The organism is Mycobacterium sp. NGS17 (assembly GCF_059813205.1).
In genome coordinates this window covers 185264-206270 of the sequence record NZ_JCALED010000005.1, presented here as the reverse complement: position 1 = coordinate 206270, position 21007 = coordinate 185264, and the positions used below count along the sequence as shown (strand labels likewise).

18 protein-coding genes are annotated in these 21007 nt (G+C 67.9%); 9 read left to right on the top strand and 9 right to left on the bottom strand.

The annotated features are described in order from the left end of the window. Positions 1 to 5: 5 nt before the first annotated feature. The 3 genes from AC5Y7E_RS13310 to AC5Y7E_RS13300 are packed head-to-tail and all read right to left on the bottom strand — an operon-like array spanning position 6 to position 2812. Positions 6 to 506 (bottom strand): MaoC family dehydratase, encoded by a 501-nt coding sequence (locus AC5Y7E_RS13310; RefSeq protein ID WP_499921024.1) that lies wholly within the window; start codon positions 504 to 506, stop codon positions 6 to 8. Continuing rightward, positions 503 to 1618: an acyl-CoA dehydrogenase family protein gene (locus AC5Y7E_RS13305; protein ID WP_499949362.1), complete on the bottom strand. Its 1116-nt coding sequence runs from the start codon at positions 1616 to 1618 to the stop codon at positions 503 to 505. Before AC5Y7E_RS13305 ends, AC5Y7E_RS13310 begins: the two co-directional genes overlap by 4 nt. Positions 1619 to 1633: 15 nt before the next feature. Further along, a complete protein-coding gene (locus tag AC5Y7E_RS13300) occupies positions 1634 to 2812 on the bottom strand; it encodes an acyl-CoA dehydrogenase family protein (protein ID WP_499949508.1) in 1179 nt (392 codons plus the stop codon). Positions 2813 to 3051: 239 nt separating this feature from the next. On the opposite strand from AC5Y7E_RS13300, the gene AC5Y7E_RS13295 reads away from it, so the two are divergent. Beyond that, positions 3052 to 3216, top strand: coding sequence for a hypothetical protein (locus AC5Y7E_RS13295; protein WP_499949360.1), 165 nt, complete (start codon positions 3052 to 3054; stop codon positions 3214 to 3216). Between the two features lie 7 nt (positions 3217 to 3223). On the opposite strand, the gene AC5Y7E_RS13290 is transcribed toward AC5Y7E_RS13295, so the two are convergent. After that, a complete protein-coding gene (locus tag AC5Y7E_RS13290) occupies positions 3224 to 5890 on the bottom strand; it encodes an ATP-binding cassette domain-containing protein (RefSeq protein WP_499949359.1) in 2667 nt (888 codons plus the stop codon). A 116-nt stretch (positions 5891 to 6006) separates the two neighbouring features. Next, positions 6007 to 7050: an alpha/beta hydrolase gene (locus AC5Y7E_RS13285; RefSeq protein ID WP_499949357.1), complete on the bottom strand. Its 1044-nt coding sequence runs from the start codon at positions 7048 to 7050 to the stop codon at positions 6007 to 6009. A 205-nt stretch (positions 7051 to 7255) separates the two neighbouring features. Between AC5Y7E_RS13285 and AC5Y7E_RS13280 the strand changes: the two genes are divergently transcribed. Beyond that, a complete protein-coding gene (locus AC5Y7E_RS13280; RefSeq protein WP_499949356.1) occupies positions 7256 to 8101 on the top strand; it encodes an SDR family NAD(P)-dependent oxidoreductase in 846 nt (281 codons plus the stop codon). A gap of 18 nt (positions 8102 to 8119) precedes the next feature. On the opposite strand, the gene AC5Y7E_RS13275 is transcribed toward AC5Y7E_RS13280, so the two are convergent. After that, entirely contained in the window at positions 8120 to 10366 is a 2247-nt protein-coding gene (locus AC5Y7E_RS13275) for a molybdopterin-dependent oxidoreductase (RefSeq protein WP_499949355.1), read from the bottom strand. A gap of 180 nt (positions 10367 to 10546) precedes the next feature. Here AC5Y7E_RS13275 and AC5Y7E_RS13270 point away from each other — a divergent pair, with 180 nt between their 5' ends. The 4 genes from AC5Y7E_RS13270 (at position 10547) to AC5Y7E_RS13255 (ending at position 13834) form a co-directional block, all read left to right on the top strand. Continuing rightward, positions 10547 to 10732 carry a hypothetical protein gene (locus AC5Y7E_RS13270; protein WP_499921010.1) on the top strand — a complete coding sequence of 62 codons (186 nt, stop codon included), beginning with the start codon at positions 10547 to 10549 and terminating at the stop codon, positions 10730 to 10732. A 103-nt stretch (positions 10733 to 10835) separates the two neighbouring features. Further along, on the top strand, positions 10836 to 11291 hold the full coding sequence (locus AC5Y7E_RS13265; protein ID WP_499949507.1) for a nuclear transport factor 2 family protein: 456 nt from the start codon (positions 10836 to 10838) through the stop codon (positions 11289 to 11291). 205 nt (positions 11292 to 11496) lie between these two features. Beyond that, positions 11497 to 12969 (top strand): WS/DGAT/MGAT family O-acyltransferase, encoded by a 1473-nt coding sequence (locus AC5Y7E_RS13260; protein WP_499949353.1) that lies wholly within the window; start codon positions 11497 to 11499, stop codon positions 12967 to 12969. Further along, the gene (locus AC5Y7E_RS13255; protein ID WP_499949352.1) at positions 12953 to 13834 is read left to right on the top strand and encodes an alpha/beta fold hydrolase; all 882 of its coding nucleotides are present in this window, start codon (positions 12953 to 12955) and stop codon (positions 13832 to 13834) included. Before AC5Y7E_RS13260 ends, AC5Y7E_RS13255 begins: the two co-directional genes overlap by 17 nt. Positions 13835 to 13863: 29 nt before the next feature. Here AC5Y7E_RS13255 and AC5Y7E_RS13250 read toward each other — a convergent pair whose 3' ends face one another. The 3 genes from AC5Y7E_RS13250 to AC5Y7E_RS13240 are packed head-to-tail and all read right to left on the bottom strand — an operon-like array spanning position 13864 to position 17104. Further along, positions 13864 to 14697, bottom strand: coding sequence for a mycofactocin-coupled SDR family oxidoreductase (locus tag AC5Y7E_RS13250; RefSeq protein ID WP_499949351.1), 834 nt, complete (start codon positions 14695 to 14697; stop codon positions 13864 to 13866). Next, positions 14694 to 15497: a mycofactocin-coupled SDR family oxidoreductase gene (locus tag AC5Y7E_RS13245; RefSeq protein WP_499949349.1), complete on the bottom strand. Its 804-nt coding sequence runs from the start codon at positions 15495 to 15497 to the stop codon at positions 14694 to 14696. Before AC5Y7E_RS13245 ends, AC5Y7E_RS13250 begins: the two co-directional genes overlap by 4 nt. After that, positions 15494 to 17104 (bottom strand): flavin-containing monooxygenase, encoded by a 1611-nt coding sequence (locus AC5Y7E_RS13240; protein ID WP_499949348.1) that lies wholly within the window; start codon positions 17102 to 17104, stop codon positions 15494 to 15496. Before AC5Y7E_RS13240 ends, AC5Y7E_RS13245 begins: the two co-directional genes overlap by 4 nt. A 226-nt stretch (positions 17105 to 17330) precedes the next feature. On the opposite strand from AC5Y7E_RS13240, the gene AC5Y7E_RS13235 reads away from it, so the two are divergent. From AC5Y7E_RS13235 to AC5Y7E_RS13225, 3 genes are read left to right on the top strand one after another with little or no spacing between them, the layout of a single operon-like run. Beyond that, a complete protein-coding gene (locus AC5Y7E_RS13235) occupies positions 17331 to 18515 on the top strand; it encodes an acyl-CoA dehydrogenase family protein (RefSeq protein WP_499949347.1) in 1185 nt (394 codons plus the stop codon). A gap of 15 nt (positions 18516 to 18530) precedes the next feature. Next, positions 18531 to 19439, top strand: coding sequence for a biphenyl-2,3-diol 1,2-dioxygenase (gene bphC, locus AC5Y7E_RS13230; protein WP_499920996.1), 909 nt, complete (start codon positions 18531 to 18533; stop codon positions 19437 to 19439). After that, positions 19436 to 20899 carry an FAD-dependent oxidoreductase gene (locus tag AC5Y7E_RS13225; protein WP_499920994.1) on the top strand — a complete coding sequence of 488 codons (1464 nt, stop codon included), beginning with the start codon at positions 19436 to 19438 and terminating at the stop codon, positions 20897 to 20899. The genes bphC and AC5Y7E_RS13225 overlap by 4 nt, the downstream gene beginning before the upstream one ends. Positions 20900 to 21007: the final 108 nt, after the last annotated feature.

Genomic DNA, 21007 nt, shown 5'->3' with positions numbered 1-21007 from the left:
AATTCCTAGGGTCGGGCGATCATCGACGTCGACGCTTCGGCCAGCAGGTCGCGATGCTGGTTGTGGTACACCGTGTGCCAGGTGACGAGCACGAATGCGCCGGAGCGGCCCCGCTTTTCGACGATCGAGGAGATGGTTCGGACCATTTCGATATCGTCGCGGTGATACGCGGGCAGGTGGAACGTGAAGCTCTCCCCGCCGGCCATCCGCTTGGGGGCGCGCGGAAACGCCAAACTGCCGGAGACCGCGCCGGACGACCCATCGGGACGCAGCGAACCCAGCGGCGATACGCCGAGGATGGCGTACTGCAGGAACAGCGGGGGGCAGATGATGTCGCGATATCCATTGGCCCTGGCGTAATCCGGGTCGAAATACAGCGGGTTGTGGTCGCCGACCGCCGCCGCCCAGCGTTGCCAATCGCGCCGGTTCACCTCGCCGGTTGCCGACGCGGCGACGGTGCCGACGCGCGACGCCGATTCCGCGTCGATCAGACTGTCCTCGCTCAACGGCGCTCCCCTTCGTCTGTCTCGTGGTGCAGGCTTTGTTCGAGCCAGCCGGCGGCGATGTCGGCTCCGCCGCCGAAAGTCGAAGCGAACCTTGCCCGCTCGCTCCACAGGTGCAGGTCGGTCTCGGTGACGTACCCCATGCCGCCGTGGAGTTGGTGGGCGTCCAACGTGGTCAACCGGGCGGCGGTGGCCGCGTGCATGCGTGCGATGGCCGTCTGCCTGGTCGCGATGCGGCCGCGACCCAGCCAGAACACCGCCGCGTGCGCGGCCAATCGCGCGGCCGACACGGCGATGTGCATGTTGGCGATCAGATGCTGGGCGGCCTGGAACGACGCGATGGGCCGGCCGAATTGATGACGCAGCTTGGTGTAGTCGACGGTGCGGTCCAGCACCGCCTGGCCGACTCCGACCAGATCCAGCGATCCCAGCGCCACCGCGGTGTTCGCCAGCCGGCGCAGCGCCGGTGTGGTGACCTCCAGCGCCACGTCGGCGGCGACGCCGTCGAAGCGCAGCGTGAAGGCGCGGAGGCCACCGGCCATGTCGAGCGGTTCCACGCCGGCACCGCGGATGTCGACGACGAAGGCCAGGGTGCGCCCGCCCGCCGCGGCCGACACCACGACAAGATCGGCGACGTCGGCATCGAGGACGTAGTCCGCGGTTCCGTCGAGCCGCCAGCCGTGTGCGGCCCGATCGGCGCGCAGCGCGGGGGCGACGAGCGCGGCGTCGCGCGCGTTCCAGAGCGCGGTGGTGGCCGGTGCGCTTCCGGACGCGAGCGACGGCAGCCAGCGGGCCTTGTCGTCCGGCGAGCCGAGCTGGTCGATGGCCAGCGCGGCCACAACGCTGCTGTGCACGGTCGTCGGGCACAGCGCGCGGCCGCCCTCGGTGTAGAAGACGGCGAGGTCGTCGAGGGAGCCGCCGGCCCCGCCGTACTCCTCGTCGATGGCCAGGCCGAAGACGCCCGCACCGGCCAGCGCCTTCCACAATGCCGGCGTGCGGCGGTCCGCCCCGGGTTCGTCGAGTGCGCGCACCAGCTCGATGGGGTTCTCGGCGGCAAGCACTGCGCGCAAGGCGGCCGCGAACTCGCGCTGTTCGGCGGTGGGGATCGTCTTCATCCGCGGCGTTTTGAATCAGCGCCCATAGGAGGGCATTCCGTGCCCGCGCTGGGCGATGATGTCGCGCAGCACCTCGTTGGTACCGCCGCCGAAGCGCATCAGCGGGGCGGCCCGGTAGAGCCGCTCGAATTTGCCCGCCAGCGGGGCCTGTTCGCCGCGGTGCGCCAGCAGGCCGTCGGGGCCGAGGAGGTCGAGCGCCAGGTCGGCGATGCGCTGGCGTAGCTCGCTGGTGAACACTTTTTCGACGCTGACCTCGACGGTGGGTATCACGCCCGAATCCAGGATCGACGCCGCCTCGTAGCCCATCAGAACGGCCACCGCGACGTCGGCCTCCGCCTGCACCAGCCGCCTGCGAAGCGACGGATCGTCGGCGGGCACGGTCCCGTCGCGCCGCGGGCGGCGCGCCAGCTCGTGCAATTCCTCGACGGCGCGCCGGAGGTCTCCGGCGTTGGTCAGCGCCCCGCGTTCGAGATCGAGCGCGCCGGTGATGTAGGTCCAGCCGCGGTTGACCTCGCCGACCAGGTTGGTGGCCGGCACTCGCACGTCATGGAATCGCACCTCGTTGGTGCGATAGCCCGACCATGCGTACAGCGGACGGATTTCGACGCCCGGGCTGTCGATCGGCACGATGATGACCGAGATGCCGCGATGCCGGGCGCCACTGGGATCGGTACGGACGCAGAGCCATTCGTGCGTGGCGCGCTGGGCGCCGCTGTTCCAGATCTTGGTGCCGTTGATCACCCATTCTTCGCCGTCCCGGGTGGCGCTGGTCCGCAGGCTGGCCAGGTCGGTGCCCGCATCCGGCTCGGAATAGCCGACCGCGCAGATCATTTCGCCCCGCGCGATCAGGGGCAGCCAGTCGGTCTTGTTGCGCTCGGTGCCGTGCCGCATGATCATCGGCGCCACGGATGTCACCGTCAGGTCGGGACCGGGCACGCCCCAATACTCGAATTCGCTCATCAACAGATGCAGGTACGTGGCGCCGAGGCCCAGCCCGCCGTACTCGCGCGGCCAGTTCAGTCCGAACCAGCCCTTGGCCCCGATCTTGCGCCGAAACCGGGCCACCTCGCCGTCGGGGAATTCCAAGTCGTGCTCGGCGAGCTCGGCGCGCAACTCCGGGGTGACGTTGACTGCGAGAAATTCACGAACCTCGGTGAGCCAGGCGCGCTGCCCACTGTCGAGTTCGAAATCCATTCCGGCGCCTGTGCCTTTCCGCATGCTTTCACCGAGCGTCGTCAGCGTAACGCCACGGCGAGATGGTGCCGGCAATTTCGGGGCCGCGTACTGCTCGAGCGCCGTTCGGACTGTAAACACGCTGTCAAACTCCCGTTAATACGCGTCGACCCTCTCGCGGTCATCCGGACCGGCTGCGAAGATTGACGGATCGGCCGGTCGACGGGGACCAGGCATCCTGCCGAGCCCCAGGAGAAGTCATGCCCACTGTTGAGATGCGTCTCCGCGAAGATCTGCGCAATTACGCCGTCGAATTGCGGCAGCTGGCGTACACGCTGCCGCTGGGCGTGGGCGAGCACGACCTGCTGCAACTGTCCGACCGGATGCGTGCGGCGGCCGAACAGATGGTCCGCAAGGGCGCCTGAACGGGCCTCAGCCGCCGCGCAGGCGGATCTTGAAGCGCACGAAGCCCAGGTAGACGGCGCTGATGGCGAACAGCATCCCGACGTCGAACCACCACGTCGCCGCGGTGTGCTTCCAGTGCGAGTCCTTCGGGGTGAGCGGCCCGGGCACCAGCTTGGTCAGGTCGGCGGTCGAGGCCGACGCCGCGAATCCCCACCGCGCCGGGGTAGCCCAGGACATCTGGTCGAGCCCGACGCGCGCGGTGACCGGAATCATTCCACCGGAGAACACCAGCTGCGACATGACGGCGACCACCAGCAGCGGCATGATCTGCTCGTTGGACTTGGCGACGGCCGACAGCGCCAGCCCCAGCATGGCCGACGCCACGCACGTCAGCGCGACGTCGGCGAACAGCTCCAGAGCCGGCTTGCCCAGCGCCACGGCGCCCTGAGTCGGGGCGCCCTTGCCGAGCACCGCGATGACGCTGACGATCGCCGACTGCACGATCGCGAAGACCGTGTACACGCAGACCTTGGCCAACAGGTATGCCGACGTAGACAATCCGACCGCCTGTTCCCGCAGGAAGATCGCGCGCTCACCGATGAGGTCGCGGATGGTCAGGGCGGTCCCCATGAACACCGCGCCGACGTTGAGCAGCACCAGGATCTGCCCGGGCTCGTTGGGCGCGGCGCCGAGCGGGTTCGGAATCCCGAAGCCGACATCGCCGGGCACCGACATGGACAACGACCCCATGATGAACGGCAGCAGCGCGAGGAACAGGAAGTAGCCGCGGTCCGAGATGATCAGCCGCATCTGTCGTCTGGCGATCGTGGAGAACTGCCGGACCAGGCTGGTGTGCGCGGGATCGCCCAGCTCGGCCGGTTTCTCGGCGGGCGGCGGAGCGGGCGGCGGGCCCGTTCGGGCCAGGTAGCGCGCCCGGGACCCGTCGGGATCGCTGGCGACGGTGCTGAAGATGTCGGCCCAGTTGGTGGTGCCCATTGCGGGACCGATCTGGCCGGGCGGCCCACAGAACGCCGTCTTGCCGCCGGGGGCCAGCAGTAGCACCTGGTCGCAGACGTCCAGGTAGGTCAGCGAGTGGGTGACCACAAGCACCACCCGGCCGGCGTCGGCCAGCTGCCGCAACATGGTCATCACCTGGCGGTCCAGCGCCGGATCCAGGCCTGAGGTCGGCTCGTCGAGGATCAGCAGCGACGGCCCGGTGAGCAGCTCGAGCGCCACCGACGCGCGCTTGCGCTGGCCGCCGGACAGCTTGTCCACCCGGGTGTGCAGGTGCTGGGTCATCTCGAGTTCTTCGAGCACCCGCGCCACCACCTGGGCGCGGTCATCTTTCGTGGTGTCCGGCGGCAGCCGCAGCTCTGCGGCGTACATCAGCGCCTGCTGCACGGTCAGCTGTCCGTGCACCACGTCGTCCTGCGGCACCATCCCGATCCTGCTGCGCAACGAGGCGTACTCGGCATGGATGTTGTGGCCCTCGAACGACACGGTCCCCGTCGTCGGGTGCGTGTACCCGGCGACCAAACGGGCGAAGGTCGACTTGCCCGCGCCGGACGGCCCGATGACGGCCGTCAGCGTGCCGGGCAGCGCGGTCAGCGAGATGTTGTCGAGCAGCGTTTTGTTGTTCTCGATCGTCCAGGTCACCCCCCGCACATCGAGGCCGCCGCTGCGCGTCGCGGTCGCGGTCTGGTCGCGGCGGGCCAGGTTGCCGCCGTGGAAGACCAGGTCGATGTTGCCGATGGTGACCACGTCGCCGTCGTGCAGCACGGCCGAATCGACCCGGACGCCGTTGACGAAGGTGCCGTTGATGCTGCGGTTGTCGTGGATCTCGGTGCCGGTGGGCGTCGGAATCAGGGTCGCGTGGTGCCGCGATGCGAGCACTTCGGGGATGACGATGTCGTTGTCGTTGGCGCGCCCGATCTTGATCGCGCCCGGCACATCCGGGCCGGCCTTGCCCGGCCGCAGAATCTTCATCATCGACGTCGCGATGACCGACGCGTCACCGCCGGCGCGTCCCGTCTGGGGCGCCGCCGGCGCCGCGCTGGTCGGCGGCGCCGCGTGCGCCGAGGGCGACCGGTAAATCTGGGGGGCGGGTTGGGGTCCGCTCGGTGGGGGGCTCGGCGGACCGCTGGTCGCGGGCCGCGGCGGCGGCTCGGACGAATAGCTCGGCGTGGCTGCGCCGGCCGGCTGACTCGGCTGCGCCGTGGTGGGCGGATGGACGGGGTGCCGGAACGAGGCGGACGCCGGCTGCTGCGGCTGGCCGGGGTGCTGCGTGGCCCCTGGCAGACTCTGGGGCGCCCGTGCCCGCGGTACGGCGGGGTCGCTGACGATCGGTATCGACGTCGTCAGCGGGGGCCGCCCGGCCGAGCCCTGGTGGCGGCCGACCTCGAAGGTGAGCGCCGGGCCGTCCGGATTGCCGACGTTGACCCGCAGCCCATCCTGGATGTCGACGGCCGGGACGCGGCGGCTGTGGACGTAGAGGCCGTTGAGGCTGCCATTGTCGACGGCGATCCATCGGCCCTGGTCATACCGCACGATCAGGTGGGTGCGGGAGATCAGCGGATGGGCGACTCGCAGGTCGGCGCGAAGGTCACGCCCGATCACCACATCGTTGCCCGGCGCGAAGGTGCGTTCGGATCCCTCGTAGCGCACGGTCAGCGCAGGCGGGGCTGGTGAAGTCATCAGGACCAACTGTAACGGCAGCGGCGCGGCTCATGCGCGGGGTTGTTCGTCGGGCACTGTTGCCCCCAACCGCATCGCCGCGGGAAGCGCCTGCGGTGCAGTTACTTTCGACGCCTTCAACCGGCCACCGCGGCATTGCGCAGGCTGCGCAAGCTGAGGACCTTGGCGCGAGCGCCGGTGACGTCCTTGACGAAGTCCCCCAGGTATTTGATCGCCCGCCTGCCCTCGGGCAAGATGTCGGCCGCTATCGGGAAGTCGTGGATCTGGCCGTCCCACAGGTGCAGATCGCAGTGGATCCCGCTGGCTTCCAAGCGCTTCGCCATCAGCTCGGCATCGGCGAGCAGCAACTCGTCCGAGCTGGCGTGGATCATCACCGGCGGTAACGAGGACAGATCGGCGTCCACCGGGGAGGCAACCGTGGAGTCGCCCCGGCCTTCCACCACCTGCGCGCTATCGAGGAATTGGGCGAACCGCGAGAAGGCCCGGCGGGTGAACATCGAGCACTTTCGCGCGTTGCGGTGCTTGAGTTTTCGCACCGGATCGGTGTCGGTGAACGGCGAGACGGTCGCGACTCCGGCCGGTTCCACGATTCCCTCCTGGATCGCCAGGAGCGTGGTCATGAACGCCAGGTATCCGCCCGCGGAGTCGCCGCCCACGACTATCTGGTCGCCGTCGAAGCCGTGATCCAGCAGCCAGCGCAGGCCGCTGATGCCGTCGTCGATGGCGTCGGTGATGTGATGCGCGGGCAGCTTGCGGTAAGCGACGGTGAGCACGGCGGCGTCGGCCGCCTGCGACAAGCGGGTCACCATCGAGCGGTGGGTGTTGAGGCCGCAGGTCAAAAACGCGCCACCGTGCAGATACAGGATTGCCCGCTCCCCCGACACGCCGGGAGCGCGAACCCATTCGGCGGCGCAGTGGTCCAACCGCACCCGCTCGATCCTCGCTTTTGACCCGAATTGTGGGACAAGACCCGCGACTCCGTCCACGTACTCGAACGGCCAGTGCAGGTTCGGGCTCATGGCCCACGCGCGGACGGTGTTCTTCACGATGAGCCGACTGGCCAGCCCGACGGCAACCGACTGCGGACTATGACGGTGATGGACGCGCCGCGTCATCGCCACACTCGGCAGAATATGCGTCGGTTCGGCCGTGCTCGCCATCGATGTCAACCTCCTAAGTGGGGGGCGAATACCCGCCATCGTTGGTGGTTAACTGCAAATTAACGCGCGAGAAATGTTGTGTAGATCACTGTTTGCTGGCTGCAGAGACGGGTATCACCCGTTCATCTCTCTCGGGGCTTCCGCGCGGGTCTGCGCGGACCGGATCGGCTGTTGCCGAGGTCCCCGAATGGCCTATATATGAGCGATGGCACACGCTAAACCCGCGGAACCGCTGCTGACCGACCGGGTGGCGGTCGTCACGGGCGGCGCTGGGGGCATCGGCGCGGCGACCGCGGAGTTGTTCGCCCAACATGGTGCCGATGTGGTGATCGCCGACGTCGACGCCGACCTCGCCGGCGCGACGGCCGCCTCGATCACCGAATCCGGCGGGTCGGCTTCAGCCGTGGTCACCGACGTCCGAGACCCCGGCCAGGTCGCCCGCTTGGCCCGCACCGTGCTCGACCGGTCTGGCCGGGTCGACGTGCTGGTCAACAACGTGGGCCATTGGCTGCGCCATCCCGGAAATTTCGTCGACACCGACCCGCAGCTGTGGGACGAGCTGTACCGGATCAACCTGCACCACGTCTTCCTGCTGACGCATGCGTTTCTGCCGGCTATGGTCGAGCGGCGCACGGGCGCGATCGTGAACGTCTCGTCGGTCGAGGGGCTGCGGGGCTACCCGGAGGACCCGGTGTATGCCGCCTTCAAATCCGCCGTCAACGCGTTCACTCGCAGCCTCGCGGTTCAAGTGGGCAACGACGGCGTGCGGGTCAACGCCATCGCGCCCGACGTCACCGAATCCCTGCAAGTGCCGTATTCGCAATGGCTTTCGGCCGACGAACAGACGCAATGGCCGCAATGGGTCCCTGTCGGGCGGATGGGCCTGCCCGAGGATCAGGCCAGGGTCATCCTGTTCTTGGCTTCGGATCTCTCGGGCTTCGTCACCGGCCATGTCATCCCCACCGACGGCGGTACCGGGGCTGCCGGCGGATGGTTCCGGTCCACGCGCCGGCCCGACCGCCAGTGGACAAATCGGCCCATTGCCCCCTGATCGGGGGGTGCACCGGGCTCACGTGGTCGGCGCCGGCCGGAATCGGGCTTGATCGTCGATGATCGTGACCGGGATGCCGTTGAGCACCCCGTTGCCCGACGGCTCGTCGACGAACGTCGGCGGGGAGAGCACATTGGTGTTCGCGCCGGGCGAGTCGTTGGCGACCGAGATGCGGGTGCCCGGCTTGCCGTGCCCCCAGCCGTGCGGCATCGACACCACACCGGGCTTGATGGAGTCGGTGATTTCGACCGGCACCTTGATCTCGCCTGCCTCGGATTTCACGGTCACGATCTCGTTGTCGGTGACGCCGCACCGGGCCGCGTCGTCGGGGTGAATCAGCAACGTGCACCGGTCTTTCCCCTTCATCAGCGCGGGCACGTTGTGCAGCCAGCTGTTGTTGGATCGCAGGTGCCGTCGGCTCACGAGGACGAGCGGCTCGGCGGGGCGATCCATGCGCGCGGCCAGCCGCGGCAGGTCGTCGAGCAGATACTGCGGGGCGAGCCGGATCTTTTTGTCGGGCGTGCCAAGCAGGTCGGGCAGTTGCGGCACCATCGGCCCGAAGTCGATGCCGTTCGGGTTGGCCTTGAGCAGGTCCAGGGTGAGCCCACCCGGGTTCTTGCCGTACTGGTCGCCGAAGGGCCCGGTGCGCAATGTGAGGTCGAGCATTCGTTCCGGGCCGCCGCGCTCGTACAGCTTGCGGATCTGTTCCCCGTCGAGCCCTTTGGTGAAGGCCAGATAATCGAAGAAGCCGTCGTCGATCGCGGCGACATCGACGTCTTCGGCGGGGGTTCCGGTGCACAGACCGGTCAGCCGGATCAGGATCTCCCATTCGTGCGGGCGATCGCCCGGATCGAATACCGGCGCAGAATAATTCGCGATGCTGCGGATGGCGAAGAGCAGGATCAGGTCGTCGTGGTGCGGCTGCTCGAGCGGGGACAGGCCGGGCAGGATCACGTCGGCGTGCCGCGTCGTCTCGTTGAGCCAAAGGTCAACGGAGATCATCGCTTCCAGCATCGGCAGTACTCCGTCGAGCTTGTCCCCGGCGGGGGTGGACAGCACCGGATTTCCCGCGACCGTGATCAGTGCCTTGAGCTGCCCATCACCCGGTGTGGCGATCTCCTCGGCCATGCACGACACCGGGGCCTGGCCGAGCACCTCCTTGGCGCCGCGGACCCGGGTGTGCCAACGACCGAATTCCGGCACACCGCCCTCGAGTCCGGGCAGCGGTTCGGTGGTGATCGACCATGCCGCCGGTTTGGGGAACATCGCACCGCCGGGGGTGTCGAAATGCCCGATGAGGATGTTGACGACGTCGACCAGCCAGCTGGCCACGCTGCCGAACTCCTGGTTGCACAGGCCGATTCGGCCGTATACCACCGATTTCTCGGTGCCGGCCAGCTCGCGGGCCAGCCGGCGAATGCGGTCCTCGTCGATGCCCGTGACGGCGCTGACCCGTTCGGGTGGCCAGTCCGCGACGGCGCGCCGCATGGTGTCGACACCGTCGACGCGCGGGCCAGGGTTGACGAGGTCTTCGTCGAACAGGGTGTGTGCGACGGCCAGCAACAGGGCCGCGTCGGTTCCCGGCACGATGGGAAGCCACTCGTCGGCGCGCGCGGCGGTCAGGGTTCGCACCGGGTCGATCACGATCACCTTGCCGCGGTTGCGAATCCCGTCGATCAGGTTCATGACGTTGGGCGCGGCCAACAGCGAACCCTGTGACGCGGCCGGGTTGGCGCCCATGATCACCAGCAGGTCGGTGCGTTCGATGTCGGGGACCGGGAAGTTCCACCACCGCCCGTACATCAGATGCGAGGACAGGTTCTTCGGCCATTGGTCGACCGTGCCCGGCGAATACGTGACCGGCATGCCGGACATGCCCATCAGCACGCCCGCGTAGCGGGCCAGCGAGAACGAATGCGCCAGCGGGTTTCCGGTGTAGGCGGTGACCGCCTTGATGCCGTACTTCTCGATCACCGGGGTAAAGAGTTCGGTGCAGCGGCGAAACGCCGCATCCCAGCTGACTTCCCGCCACTTGCCGTCGACCTTGATCATCGGCTGGCGGATGCGGTCCGGATCGTCGTGCAGCGCCGCAAGCGAGGTGCCTTTGGGGCATAGATGTCCGCGGCTCCACACGTCGTCGCGGTTGCCGCGAATGCTGGTGACTTTTCCGTTTTCGGGGCCGCCCTCGACGTGAATTGCCAAGCCGCACATGGCTTCACACAACGGACACGTGCGCAGGTGCGTACCGTCTTCGCCCGGTCTCATCCACCCACTGTATTCCGCTACCGTGGGTAGCGGAAGTGGTGAACAGATTCTTGCTCAGCCGGCCAAGGGCCCGCCGCCGGCCTCCGAGACAGATTTGAATTTGGCCAGTCGACTGTACATGCGTGCTGCGCCCGCCCTAACGTCAAAGCACCAGCACGTAACCCGGAAGGAATCGGCTAGTTGAGCACCGACCATCAGCAGCCCGCGGGCATCGAATACCTGCGCGGTGAGCTGCTCGATCGCGTTGACGCGCAGCCCTGGGAAGACTGGTCGCCGGCGTTGCTGCGTGCCCTGATTGCCGTCTTCGACCTGAACGGGGTCACGCCCACGGCCCGGTACGGTTTCCGGCCCCACATCGTCAGGTAACGCGACCGCGAAAGGCCAACTGCCGGCGCGATTCTCGAGAGCGGACGTCGGCAAGGCACTGGCGCTATTAGGCTCCGTCATACCCAGGCGAGGAGTCGTGACGGTGGAGATGTGGGAATTGATCGCCCGCGAGCGGATCCGGGACACCCTGGCGCGCTACAACTGGTCGGGTGACGTCGGACGACTTGACGGCCTGGCGGGCACTTTCTGTACGGACGGCATCCTCGAAATACGTGGTTTCGAACCGCTGCGCGGACGTCGGGAGATCGCGGCTTTCTTGAGCGGCGTCACCGGAAAGATCGCCGTAGCAGCCGACGTGAAACCCCTTGTGCGGCATAACGTCACGAACGTGTTATTCGTCGAGGTGGCGCCCGGGCGGGCCCGGGTCGATTCCTATTTCACCGTAGTCACCCACATCGGGCTCGACCACTACGGCCGTTACCGCGACATCCTGGTACCCGAGGATGAAACCTGGCTGATCAAGCACCGCAAGGTTTCGACAGACTGGGCGGCACCGGACTCGGCGATGGCCCGCGGGAATCCCGGAACGAGGCGATGACGGCGAGCGCCCCGGCGCTCCGCGGCCGCGGGGCGGCGATCTTGGCGATGCACCGGCGGAATGTTTGCCGAAACGGCCCGAACGGCTACAGATAAGAGTCACACCAAAGATTGCGGTCGCCCTGATGGCGTGTCCCCGCGGGAGCTCCGGGGTGACCGCCGGTCACGTGACCAGCGGTCATGGCCGCGCAACAGAGACGAGCAGTATGCAACGACTTAGTGGATTAGACGCGTTCTTCTTATATCTGGAATCGCCGACGCAACCTTTGAATGTTTGCTGCGTCTTGGAGATGGACCCGACTACGATGCCAGGGGGCTACACGTTCGAACGCTTCCAGAAGGCGCTGTCGGTGTGGCTGGACGCGGTGCCCGAATTCCGCCTCAAGCTGGCCGACAACCAATTGAACTTCGATCATCCGGTGTGGGTGGACGACGATCGTTTCGACCTGTCTCGCCACCTGCACCGCGTCGCCCTGCCCTTGCCCGGAGGGCCCAAAGAATTAGCGGACATCTGCGGCCACGTCGCCGGCCTTTCGCTTGATCGGGATCGTCCGCTGTGGGAGATGTGGGTGATAGAGGGCCTGCACGGTAGCGACGCGCTGGCCGTCGTCCTCAAGATCCACCACGCGGTGGTCGACGGCGTGGGTGGAGCCAACCTGCTGGCGCAGTTGTGCAGCGCCACGCCCGACGCCGCCCCACCGAAACCGGCCGAGCGCATCGGCGCGGCGAATCCGCTGCTGATCGCCGCCACCGGGCTGATCGGCGCGGCACTGCGGCCCTGGCGTCTGGCCAGAGTCGTGCCGTCGACGGCGCTGACCCTGGCGCAAACCGTGTTGCGTGCGCGCGGCGGTGGGCAGACGATGGCGGCACCGTTCGCCGCACCCCAGACGGCGTTCAACGGCACGTTCACCCGGCGCCGCAACATCGCCCTGACCAGCGTGGACCTCGAGGACGTGAAGACCGTCAAGCGCCGGTTCGGGGTGACGGTCAACGACGTCGTGACGGCGATGTGCGCGGGGGCGCTGCGGCAGTATCTGCAGGACCGCGACGCGCTGTCGGAGCTCCCCCTGGTCGCCAGCGTGCCCGTGTCCGTCCGCGACCAATCGACCCGGGCGGGCCGCAACCAGATGACCTGGATGCTCTGCCGGCTCGAAACCCACATCGAAGACCCCGTGGAACGGTTGGCGAGCATCGCCGCCGGAAACGCGGCGGCCAAGGACCACTCCGCGGCGCTGGGCCCGACCCTGCTGCACGACTGGACGCAAGTGGCCGGCCAGGCCATGTTCGGCGCGGCCAGGAAGCTGCTACCGCGCCTGCCTCTGCCCGACAAGCCGCCACACAGTCTGGTGCTGTCCAACGTCCCCGGCCCACAAGAACAGCTCTACTTCCTGGGGTGCCGGCTCGACGCGATGTATCCGCTCGGCCCGATCATTGCCGGCGCCGCGCTCAACATCACCGTGATGTCGCTCAACGGCCGGCTTGGCGTCGGCATCATCTCCTGCCCCGATCTCGTACCCGACCTGTGGGACCTCGCCGACGCTTTCCCCGCCGCACTCAAAGAGCTGTTGAAATTGCGGCGAGCGCGCTCACGATCCGCGCTAGGCGGCCCAGTCAGCGGAACCCGGTCCGCCGTCGCGGCCGCGGCATGGCAGGGTGACATCCGTGGCAGACACTTCTGAATCGACGATGATCACGGCGCAGGATCTGCGTGAAATCAGTACGGAAAAGGGCGCTTTGCGCTACTACGACAGCGGCGGGCCGGCGTCCGCTCCGGTGCTGCTTTTCCTGCACGGATCCGGTCCCGGTGTCACGGGCTGGCGCAACTTCCGCGGCGTGCTGCCCGCCTTCGGCGCCCACTATCGATGCCTGATCCTGGAATTCCCCGGTTTCGGCGTGAGCGACGACTTCGGCGGCCATCCGATGGTCACCGCGTTCGGCACGGTGACGCCCTTCCTCGACGCGCTGGGCGTCGAGAAGGTGCATATCGTCGGCAACTCGATGGGCGGCGGCGTCGGGATCAACTTCGCGACCCATAATCCGGCGCGCGTCGATCGGTTGGTGACCATCGGCGGCATCGGCACCAACATCTTCAGTCCCAGTCCCAGCGAAGGCATTCGGCTGCTGCAGGAGTTCGTCGAGGACCCCACGCGGCAACGCCTGGTCGACTGGCTCAAGTCGATGGTCTACGACCAGGCCCTGGTCACCGAACAGCTGATCGAGGAACGCTGGCAGCTGGCCACCGATCCCGAAACCCTGGCCGCGGCGCGGCGCATGTACGGCAAGGCGGCGTTCGCCGGCATGAACGCCGCGATGAACGCCTCCGATCGGCCACTGCCGTGGGCCACCATGCACAAGCTCACCGCTCCCACCCTGCTGACGTGGGGCCGCGACGACAGGGTGAGTCCGCCGGACATGGCGCTGATCCCGATGCGCACCATCCCCAACGCGGAACTGCACGTCTTCCCCAACTCGGGGCACTGGGCGATGATCGAGGCCAAGGACGCGTTCGAAAGCACCGTGCTGGCGTTCCTATCGCGCAGCTAACCGGCGGCGATCGCGAGCGCGGCGCTCCTCTATCGCTGCGTGGCCCCGGCGTCGACGGGCAGGACGATCGCGGTGACGTAGCGCGCCTCGTCGGAGGCCAGGAACAGCGCCGCGTTGGCCACGTCCTCCGCGTCCACCCACGGCACCGCGAGCATGTTCATCGAGCGCGCGGCTTCGGCGAATTCCTCGCGCGTGGGCGGGCGGTCCAGGTCGGGCCGGAACGCGCTACTGACAAGGTCATTCTGGATCATCGGTGTGTCGACGTTGGTCGGGTTGACGCAGTTGACCCGAACGCCATGCGGTGCAAGCTCATTCGCCAGCGAGCGCATCAAGCCGATCACGCCGTGCTTGGCGGCGGTGTAATGCGCGACGCCGACCAGACCGCGCAGCCCCGCGATCGAACTCGTCAGGATCATCGACCCCGCCCCGCGCGCGATCAGGTGTGGGGCCGTGGCGCGGCAGGTATGCCACACGCCGGTGAGGTTGACGTCGAGCATGGTGCGCCAGGCGTTCTCGTCGAGGCCGACCGCCATGCCGCGCGACGTGATTCCCGCGGTCGCACAGACCACGTCCAGGCCGCCGAACCGCTGGACGCCGCGATCGGCGGCCGCCTGCAGACCGGAAAGGTCACGCACGTCGACGATTTCGGCGTGCACCCGCCCGCCCGCCTCGCTCACCAGCGACGCGGTGGTGTCGAGGTCGGCCGGGGTGCTGGGTGGGATGGTCACCGTGTCGACCGGGCCGCACACGTCGAGCGCGACAATGTCCGCGCCCTCCCGCGCGAACCGCACCGCTTGCGCGCGACCGATCCCGCGGGCCGCACCGGTGATCAGGGCGACCTTGTTGTGGAGCCGTCCGGTCATGTCGTCTTCTGCGTCAGACCGGCGTCGACGACGAGCTGGGTGCCGGTGATGTAGCGGGCCGCATCCGAGGCCAGAAACAGCACGGCATTGGCGATGTCGACGGGCTCGACCCAGGGAACCGGAAGCAGGTTCCGTGCCTGCAGGACCTCGGCCGCGTCGGCAGCTGTCGGGTTGTCCAGGTCCGGTCGCAGACGCCGAAAAGTGGCCTCGTTCAGCACCATCGGGGTGGCGACCGCGCCGGGATGCACGGTGTTGACCCGGATGCCGCGCGGCCCTAGCTCCTTGGCCAGCGTGCGGGCCAAACCGACCACCGCGTGCTTGCTGGCGGTGTAGTGGGCGGTATTCGCCGTACCACGAATGCCGCTGGTGGAGCTGATGATGACAACGGAGCCACCGTCGGCACCCATGTGCGGCACGCTCGCCCGGATCGTATGCCAGACGCCGGTGAGGTTGATGTCGAGCGTTCGCTGCCAGACCTGTGGGTCGAGTTCCCAGGATGGCGCGCCGGGCAGGTGGACTCCGGCGTTCGCGACCACGATGTCGAGGCGGCCCAACTCGGCTACGCCGGTGTCGATGGCGGCGGTCACCGCCGCGAGGTCGCTGACGTCGGCCAAGCCGGTCACACACCGTCGACCGCAGTCCTCGACTCCCCTTGCGGTGTCGCGCAACTCGTCGGCCGCGGTGTCGGCGTCGAGAGCGATCACGTCGGCGCCTTCGTCGGCGAAGCGCTGACAGTGCACCCGCCCGGTGCCTTTGGCGGCGCCGGTGACCACGACGACCTTGTCGAGTGATCCCGTCATCGTTCGATCAAATCGAAGCCGCGGTAGCCTGCGCCGGCGACCTCGGCGCAGATGTCGTTGTAGGTGGCGAACCCCCCGACGAACAACATGAAGCCCCTTGGCTTTCCGGGCACGTTCGCCCCCATGTACCAGGAGTTCGCCTTGGTGAACAGCGTCGCCTCGGCCCGGCGGGCGCATTCGGCACCCCAGCCGTCCACGCTGTCGACGGTGGCTTCCAGCGCGGCGTAACCGTGTTGGTCGAGGTAGGCGATGGCTTCCGCGATCCAGTTCACCTGAGCCTCCGCGTGCAGCACCATGTTCGCCAGCACGGCGGGCGCTCCCGGGCCCGAGATCAAGAACAGGTTGGGAAAACCGTCGACGCCCAATCCCAGATAGGTGCGCGGTCCGTGCGCCCAGTCCTCGTGTAGCGTCGCGTCGCCGCGTCCCACGATGTCGATGCTGTCCAGCGCCCCGGTCATCGCATCGAAACCGGTTGCCAGCACGATCATGTCGAGGTCGTAGTGCGCCTCGTCTGTGTTGATGCCCGCGGCATCGATCGATTCGATCGGTGTGTTGCGGACACTGATAAGCGACACGTTGGGCCGGTTGAACGTCTGAAAGTAGTTGCTGTCGGTGCAGATTCGCTTGGTTCCGATCGGATGGTCGGTGGGGATCAGCAGGTCGGCGACGGCAGGATCGTCGATGACGGCCCGGACCTTCTCCTCGTAGAACCTGCGGGCCTCGTCGTTGGCCTCCAAATCGGTCATCTGGTCGGGGAACGTCTTGGAGAACAGCACACCGCCGAGCTGCCAACGCTTTTCGAACGCCGCGCGACGCTCGTCGGCGCTGAATTGCATCGTCGGCTTCGGGGCGGTGAGGTGCGGTGAACCCCCGCCGCTGCGCCACGACAACGCGCGGCGCTGCGCATAACCGGCCTTGATCTCGTCGAGCTCGTCGGCGGTCAAGGGCTTGTTGCCCGCCGGGACGCTGTAGTTGGGGGTGCGCTGGAAGACGTACAGGTGCGCCGCCTGTTCGGCGATGATCGGAATCGATTGAATGCCCGAGGATCCCGTGCCGATGACTGCCACCCGCTTGCCGGTGAAGTCGACGGGCTCGCGTGGCCAGTGCGCGGTGTGGTGGATCTCGCCCGCAAAAGTATCCAACCCAGGGAAATTCGGCGTCATAGCGGCGGACAGGGGCCCCGTAGCCATCAGACAGAATCGTGCCGAGAACACAAGCCCGGTGTCGGTGGTGACCGTCCAGCGCAATGTCGACTCGTCCAGCACGGCGGAGAGCACGCGGGTGTCGAATGCGATGTCGCGGCACAGGTCGAGTTTGTCGGCGACCCACTTCAGGTATTCGAGGATCTCGGATTGGGTCGCGTACTTCTCCGTCCAGCGCCACTCTTGCTGGAGTTCCTCGGAGAACGAGTAGCAGTAGTCGACGCTCTCGACGTCGCAGCGCGCGCCGGGATACCGGTTGTAGTACCAGGTGCCACCCAGCTCGGGCGCCGCCTCCAGCACCCGGACCGAGAGGCCTTGGCTGCGCAACTTGTGCAAGGCGTACAGGCCGGCGAACCCCGCGCCGACCACGACGACATCGAGGGACTGTTGGCCGGCATCGTTCACAAGCAGTCACCGTAGGGCCTGACGCGCGGCGGACCGTTGCCCTTCCCGGTCACCGGACGGTTCGCAGGAGATTTCCCGGCCACCGGCCGGCCGGAGCCTATGTTCACGTCGGATTCTTCAATGCCGGGTGTCCGCTCATCGGGATTTCCTTTGGGACGGCGCGGGACTGCGGTAGACCATTACTAGGCCCACACACGTTAGGGCCATGACACTTAAGGACGACGATATGAGCGACCGGGTACTCGATCAGGTTGTGGCCATGGCCGACCAGTTGCGCGACCAAGCCGCGGAAGCCGAGCGCATCGGCCGGCTCACCGACGACACCGTCAAGATGATGAAGGGCGCCGGCCTGATCCGGCTGCTGCAGACCAAGCAGTACCAGGGCTTCGAGGTCCACCCGCGTGAGTTCGCCGAGACGACGATGGCCACCGCGGCACTGGATCCGGCGGCCGGCTGGATCGTCGGCGTCGTCGGCGTGCACCCTTACCAGTTGGCTTACGCCGACCCCAAGGTTGCCGCCGAAATCTGGGCCGACGACGTCGACACCTGGATGGCGTCGCCGTATGCGCCGCAGGGTGTGGCCAAACCCGTCGACGGCGGGTATCTGTTCAACGGCCGCTGGCAGTTCAGTTCGGGCACCGACCACTGCGACTGGATCATCCTGGGCGCCATGCTCGGCGACGAGAAGGGCATCCCGGTGATGCCGCCGCAGATGCTGCACATGATTCTGCCGCGCAATGACTACGAGATCGTCGACGACTCGTGGAATGTGGTGGGGCTGCGTGGAACCGGCTCCAAGGACGTCATCGTCAAGGACGCGTTCGTGCCCAGCTACCGGACCATGGACGCGACCAAGGTGATGGACGGCACCGCCCAGCGCGAGGCCGGCATGACCGAGCCGCTGTACCTGATGCCGTGGTCGACGATGTTCCCGCTGGGCATCTCCGCGGCGACCATCGGCATCGCCGAAGGGGCGCTGGCCGCGCATCTGGACTATCAGCGTGAGCGCGTCGGCGCCACCGGGACCGCGATCAAGGACGACCCCTACGTCATGCACGCGATCGGCGAGGCGGCCGCCGACATCAACGCGGCGCGCCAGGAGCTGCTGGCCAATGCCGACCGCATCTACGACATGGTCGCGGCCGGCAAGGAGGTGTCGTTCGCCGACCGGGCGGCCGGGCGCCGAACGCAGGTGCGCGCGGTGTGGCGTGCGGTGTCCGCGGTCGACGAGATCTTCGCCCGCTCGGGCGGTAATGCCGCGCGCATGGACAAACCGCTGCAACGCTATTGGCGTGATGTGCACGTCGGGCAGATGCATGCCATCCATGTCCCCGGCACCACGTATCACGCGTCGGCGCTGAGTTCGATCGGCATCGATCCGCCCGAGGGCCCGCTGCGGGCCCTGATCTGAGCAGGAGGCCCATCCGTGAGCGACCTGAAAAGCCTGGGCTACATCACCATTTCGACCAACGACATCGACCGCTGGAGGCAGTTCGCCTTCGGGGTGCTCGGTTTCGCGGAGGGCAAGGGGCCCGATCCGTCGGCGCTGTATCTGCGGATGGACGAGCGGGCGGCCCGGCTCATCGTGGTGCCCGGTGAGACCGACCGGGTGCTGACCGTCGGCTGGGAAGTGCGCGACCACCCGGCGCTGCTGCGCGTGCAGGCAGCCCTCGACGGCGCCGGTGTGGCGTACAAACAGTTGTCCGCCGACGATGCCGAGGCGCGCCGCGTCGAAGAGGTGATCACCTTCGAGGACCCCGCCGGCACCACGCTGGAGGTGTTCCACGGCGCGGTGCTCGACCACAGCCCGGTCGTCACGCCGTTCGGCGCAAGATTCGTCACCGGCGACCAGGGCATGGGCCACGTGGTGGTACCGGCGACCGACGCAGGCGGCCTGTTCGACTTCTACACCGAGGTCCTCGGGTTCCGCGCCCGCGGGGCGTTCCGGGTGCCGCTGCCCAAAGAGTTCGGCCCGGTGCGGGTCCGGTTCCTGGGTATCAACGAGCGCCACCACAGCCTGGCGATCGTCCCGGCCGCACACCAGCGCGACCCGCGCCTGGTCCACATCATGGTGGAGGTCGACACCCTGGACGCGGTGGGGCAGGCGCTCGACCGGGTCAACGCCGAGGGATTCCAGCTGTCGTCCACCCTCGGGCGCCACACCAACGACAAGATGGTGTCGTTCTACGTCCGTGCACCCGGTGACTGGGATATCGAATTCGGCACCGACGGCATGCGGGTCAACGAAACCTATTACACCGCAGAGGAAATCACCGCCGACAGCTACTGGGGCCACCAGTGGGTCGGCGAAATGCCGGCAGCGATGCGGATGTGACCGAATCGGACGTGACGCCGGTCCCCGCGTCGTCGATCACCTCGTGGGATGACGAGGCCGACGTCGTCATCGCCGGGTACGGCATCGCCGGGGCGGCGGCGGCCGTCGAGGCGGCCCGGTCCGGCGCCGACGTCTTGGTGCTGGAGCGCACCGGCTCCTGGGGCGGCGCCGCATCGATGGCCGGCGGCTTCATCTATCTCGGCGGCGGCACACCGATCCAAAATGCCTGTGGCTTCACCGATTCCGTCGACAACATGGCGGCCTTCCTCAATGTCGCGATGGGCCCCGGCGCCGACGAGGACAGGATCGCCGACTACTGCGCCGGCAGCGTCGCCCACTTCGAATGGCTGGTCGGCTGCGGTGTGCCGTTCAAGGCGGAGTTCTTCTCCGAACCCGGCTGGGAGCCGATGGGCGACCAGGGGCTGATGTACAGCGGAGGCGAAAACTCCTTCCCGTTCAACACCATTGCCTCCCCCGCGCCGCGTGGGCACGTGCCGCAGATGCAGAACAAGAAGCAGGGCGAGGCCAGCGCCGGCTACATGCTGATGAAGCCCCTGGTGGAAACCGCCACCGCGGCCGGCGTGCGGGCGCGCTACGACGTGCGGGTGTCGCGGCTGATCACCGAATCCGACGGCCGGGTGGTCGGCATCCGCGCCCGCCGGTACGGCACCGAGATGAGCATCCGGGCGCGCACCGGGGTGGTGCTTGCGACCGGGAGCTTCGCCTACAACGACGCGATGGTCGCGCGCTACGCACCGCGGATCGCCGGCCGGCCCGCCGCGTCGATCGAGCAGCACGACGGGCAGGCGATCCGGATGGCGCAGGCCCTGGGCGCCGACCTGGCCCACATGGACGCCACCGAGGTCGCGATCTTCATCGACCCACAGCAGCTGGTGCGCGGCATCCTGGTCAACGGCCGCGGTCAGCGCTACGTCGCCGAGGACACCTACCCGGGCCGGATCGGGCAGCTCACCCTCTACCAGCAGGACAACGTCGCCTATCTGATCATCGACGGCGACGCGCAGGAGGAGGCGATGGCCTCGTGGTCGCCGAAGTTCATGCTGCGCCCCGCGACCTGGGTGGCCGATACCGTTGCCGACCTGGAACGGGATATGGGGCTGCCGATCGGCTCGCTGCAGGCGACCGTCGCCGCCTACAACGAGGGCGCCGCGCGCGGCGAGGATCCGCTGCTGCACAAGAAGCCGGAGTGGATCAAGCCGATCGGCTCCCCCATCGGCGCCGTCGACCTGCGGGAGAACACCGGCGGATTCACCCTGGGCGGCCTGGCCACCACCCTGGACGCCGAGGTGCTGCACGTCAGCGGCGCACCCATTCCGGGACTCTTCGCCGCCGGGCGGTGCACCGCAGGCCTGGCCGCGTGGGGTTATGCCAGCGGCGTCTCGCTGGGTGACGGCAGCTTCTACGGCCGCCGCGCCGGCCGCTCCGCGGCCAAGGGCTGACTCGCCGACCCCGCCAGCAGACACAAAAGCACCCGTGCGCCCGGCGTGTCGGGTGCTTTTGTGTCTGCTGGGCAATATCGGTCTGCGCGCCATGTGACAGCGGCCACA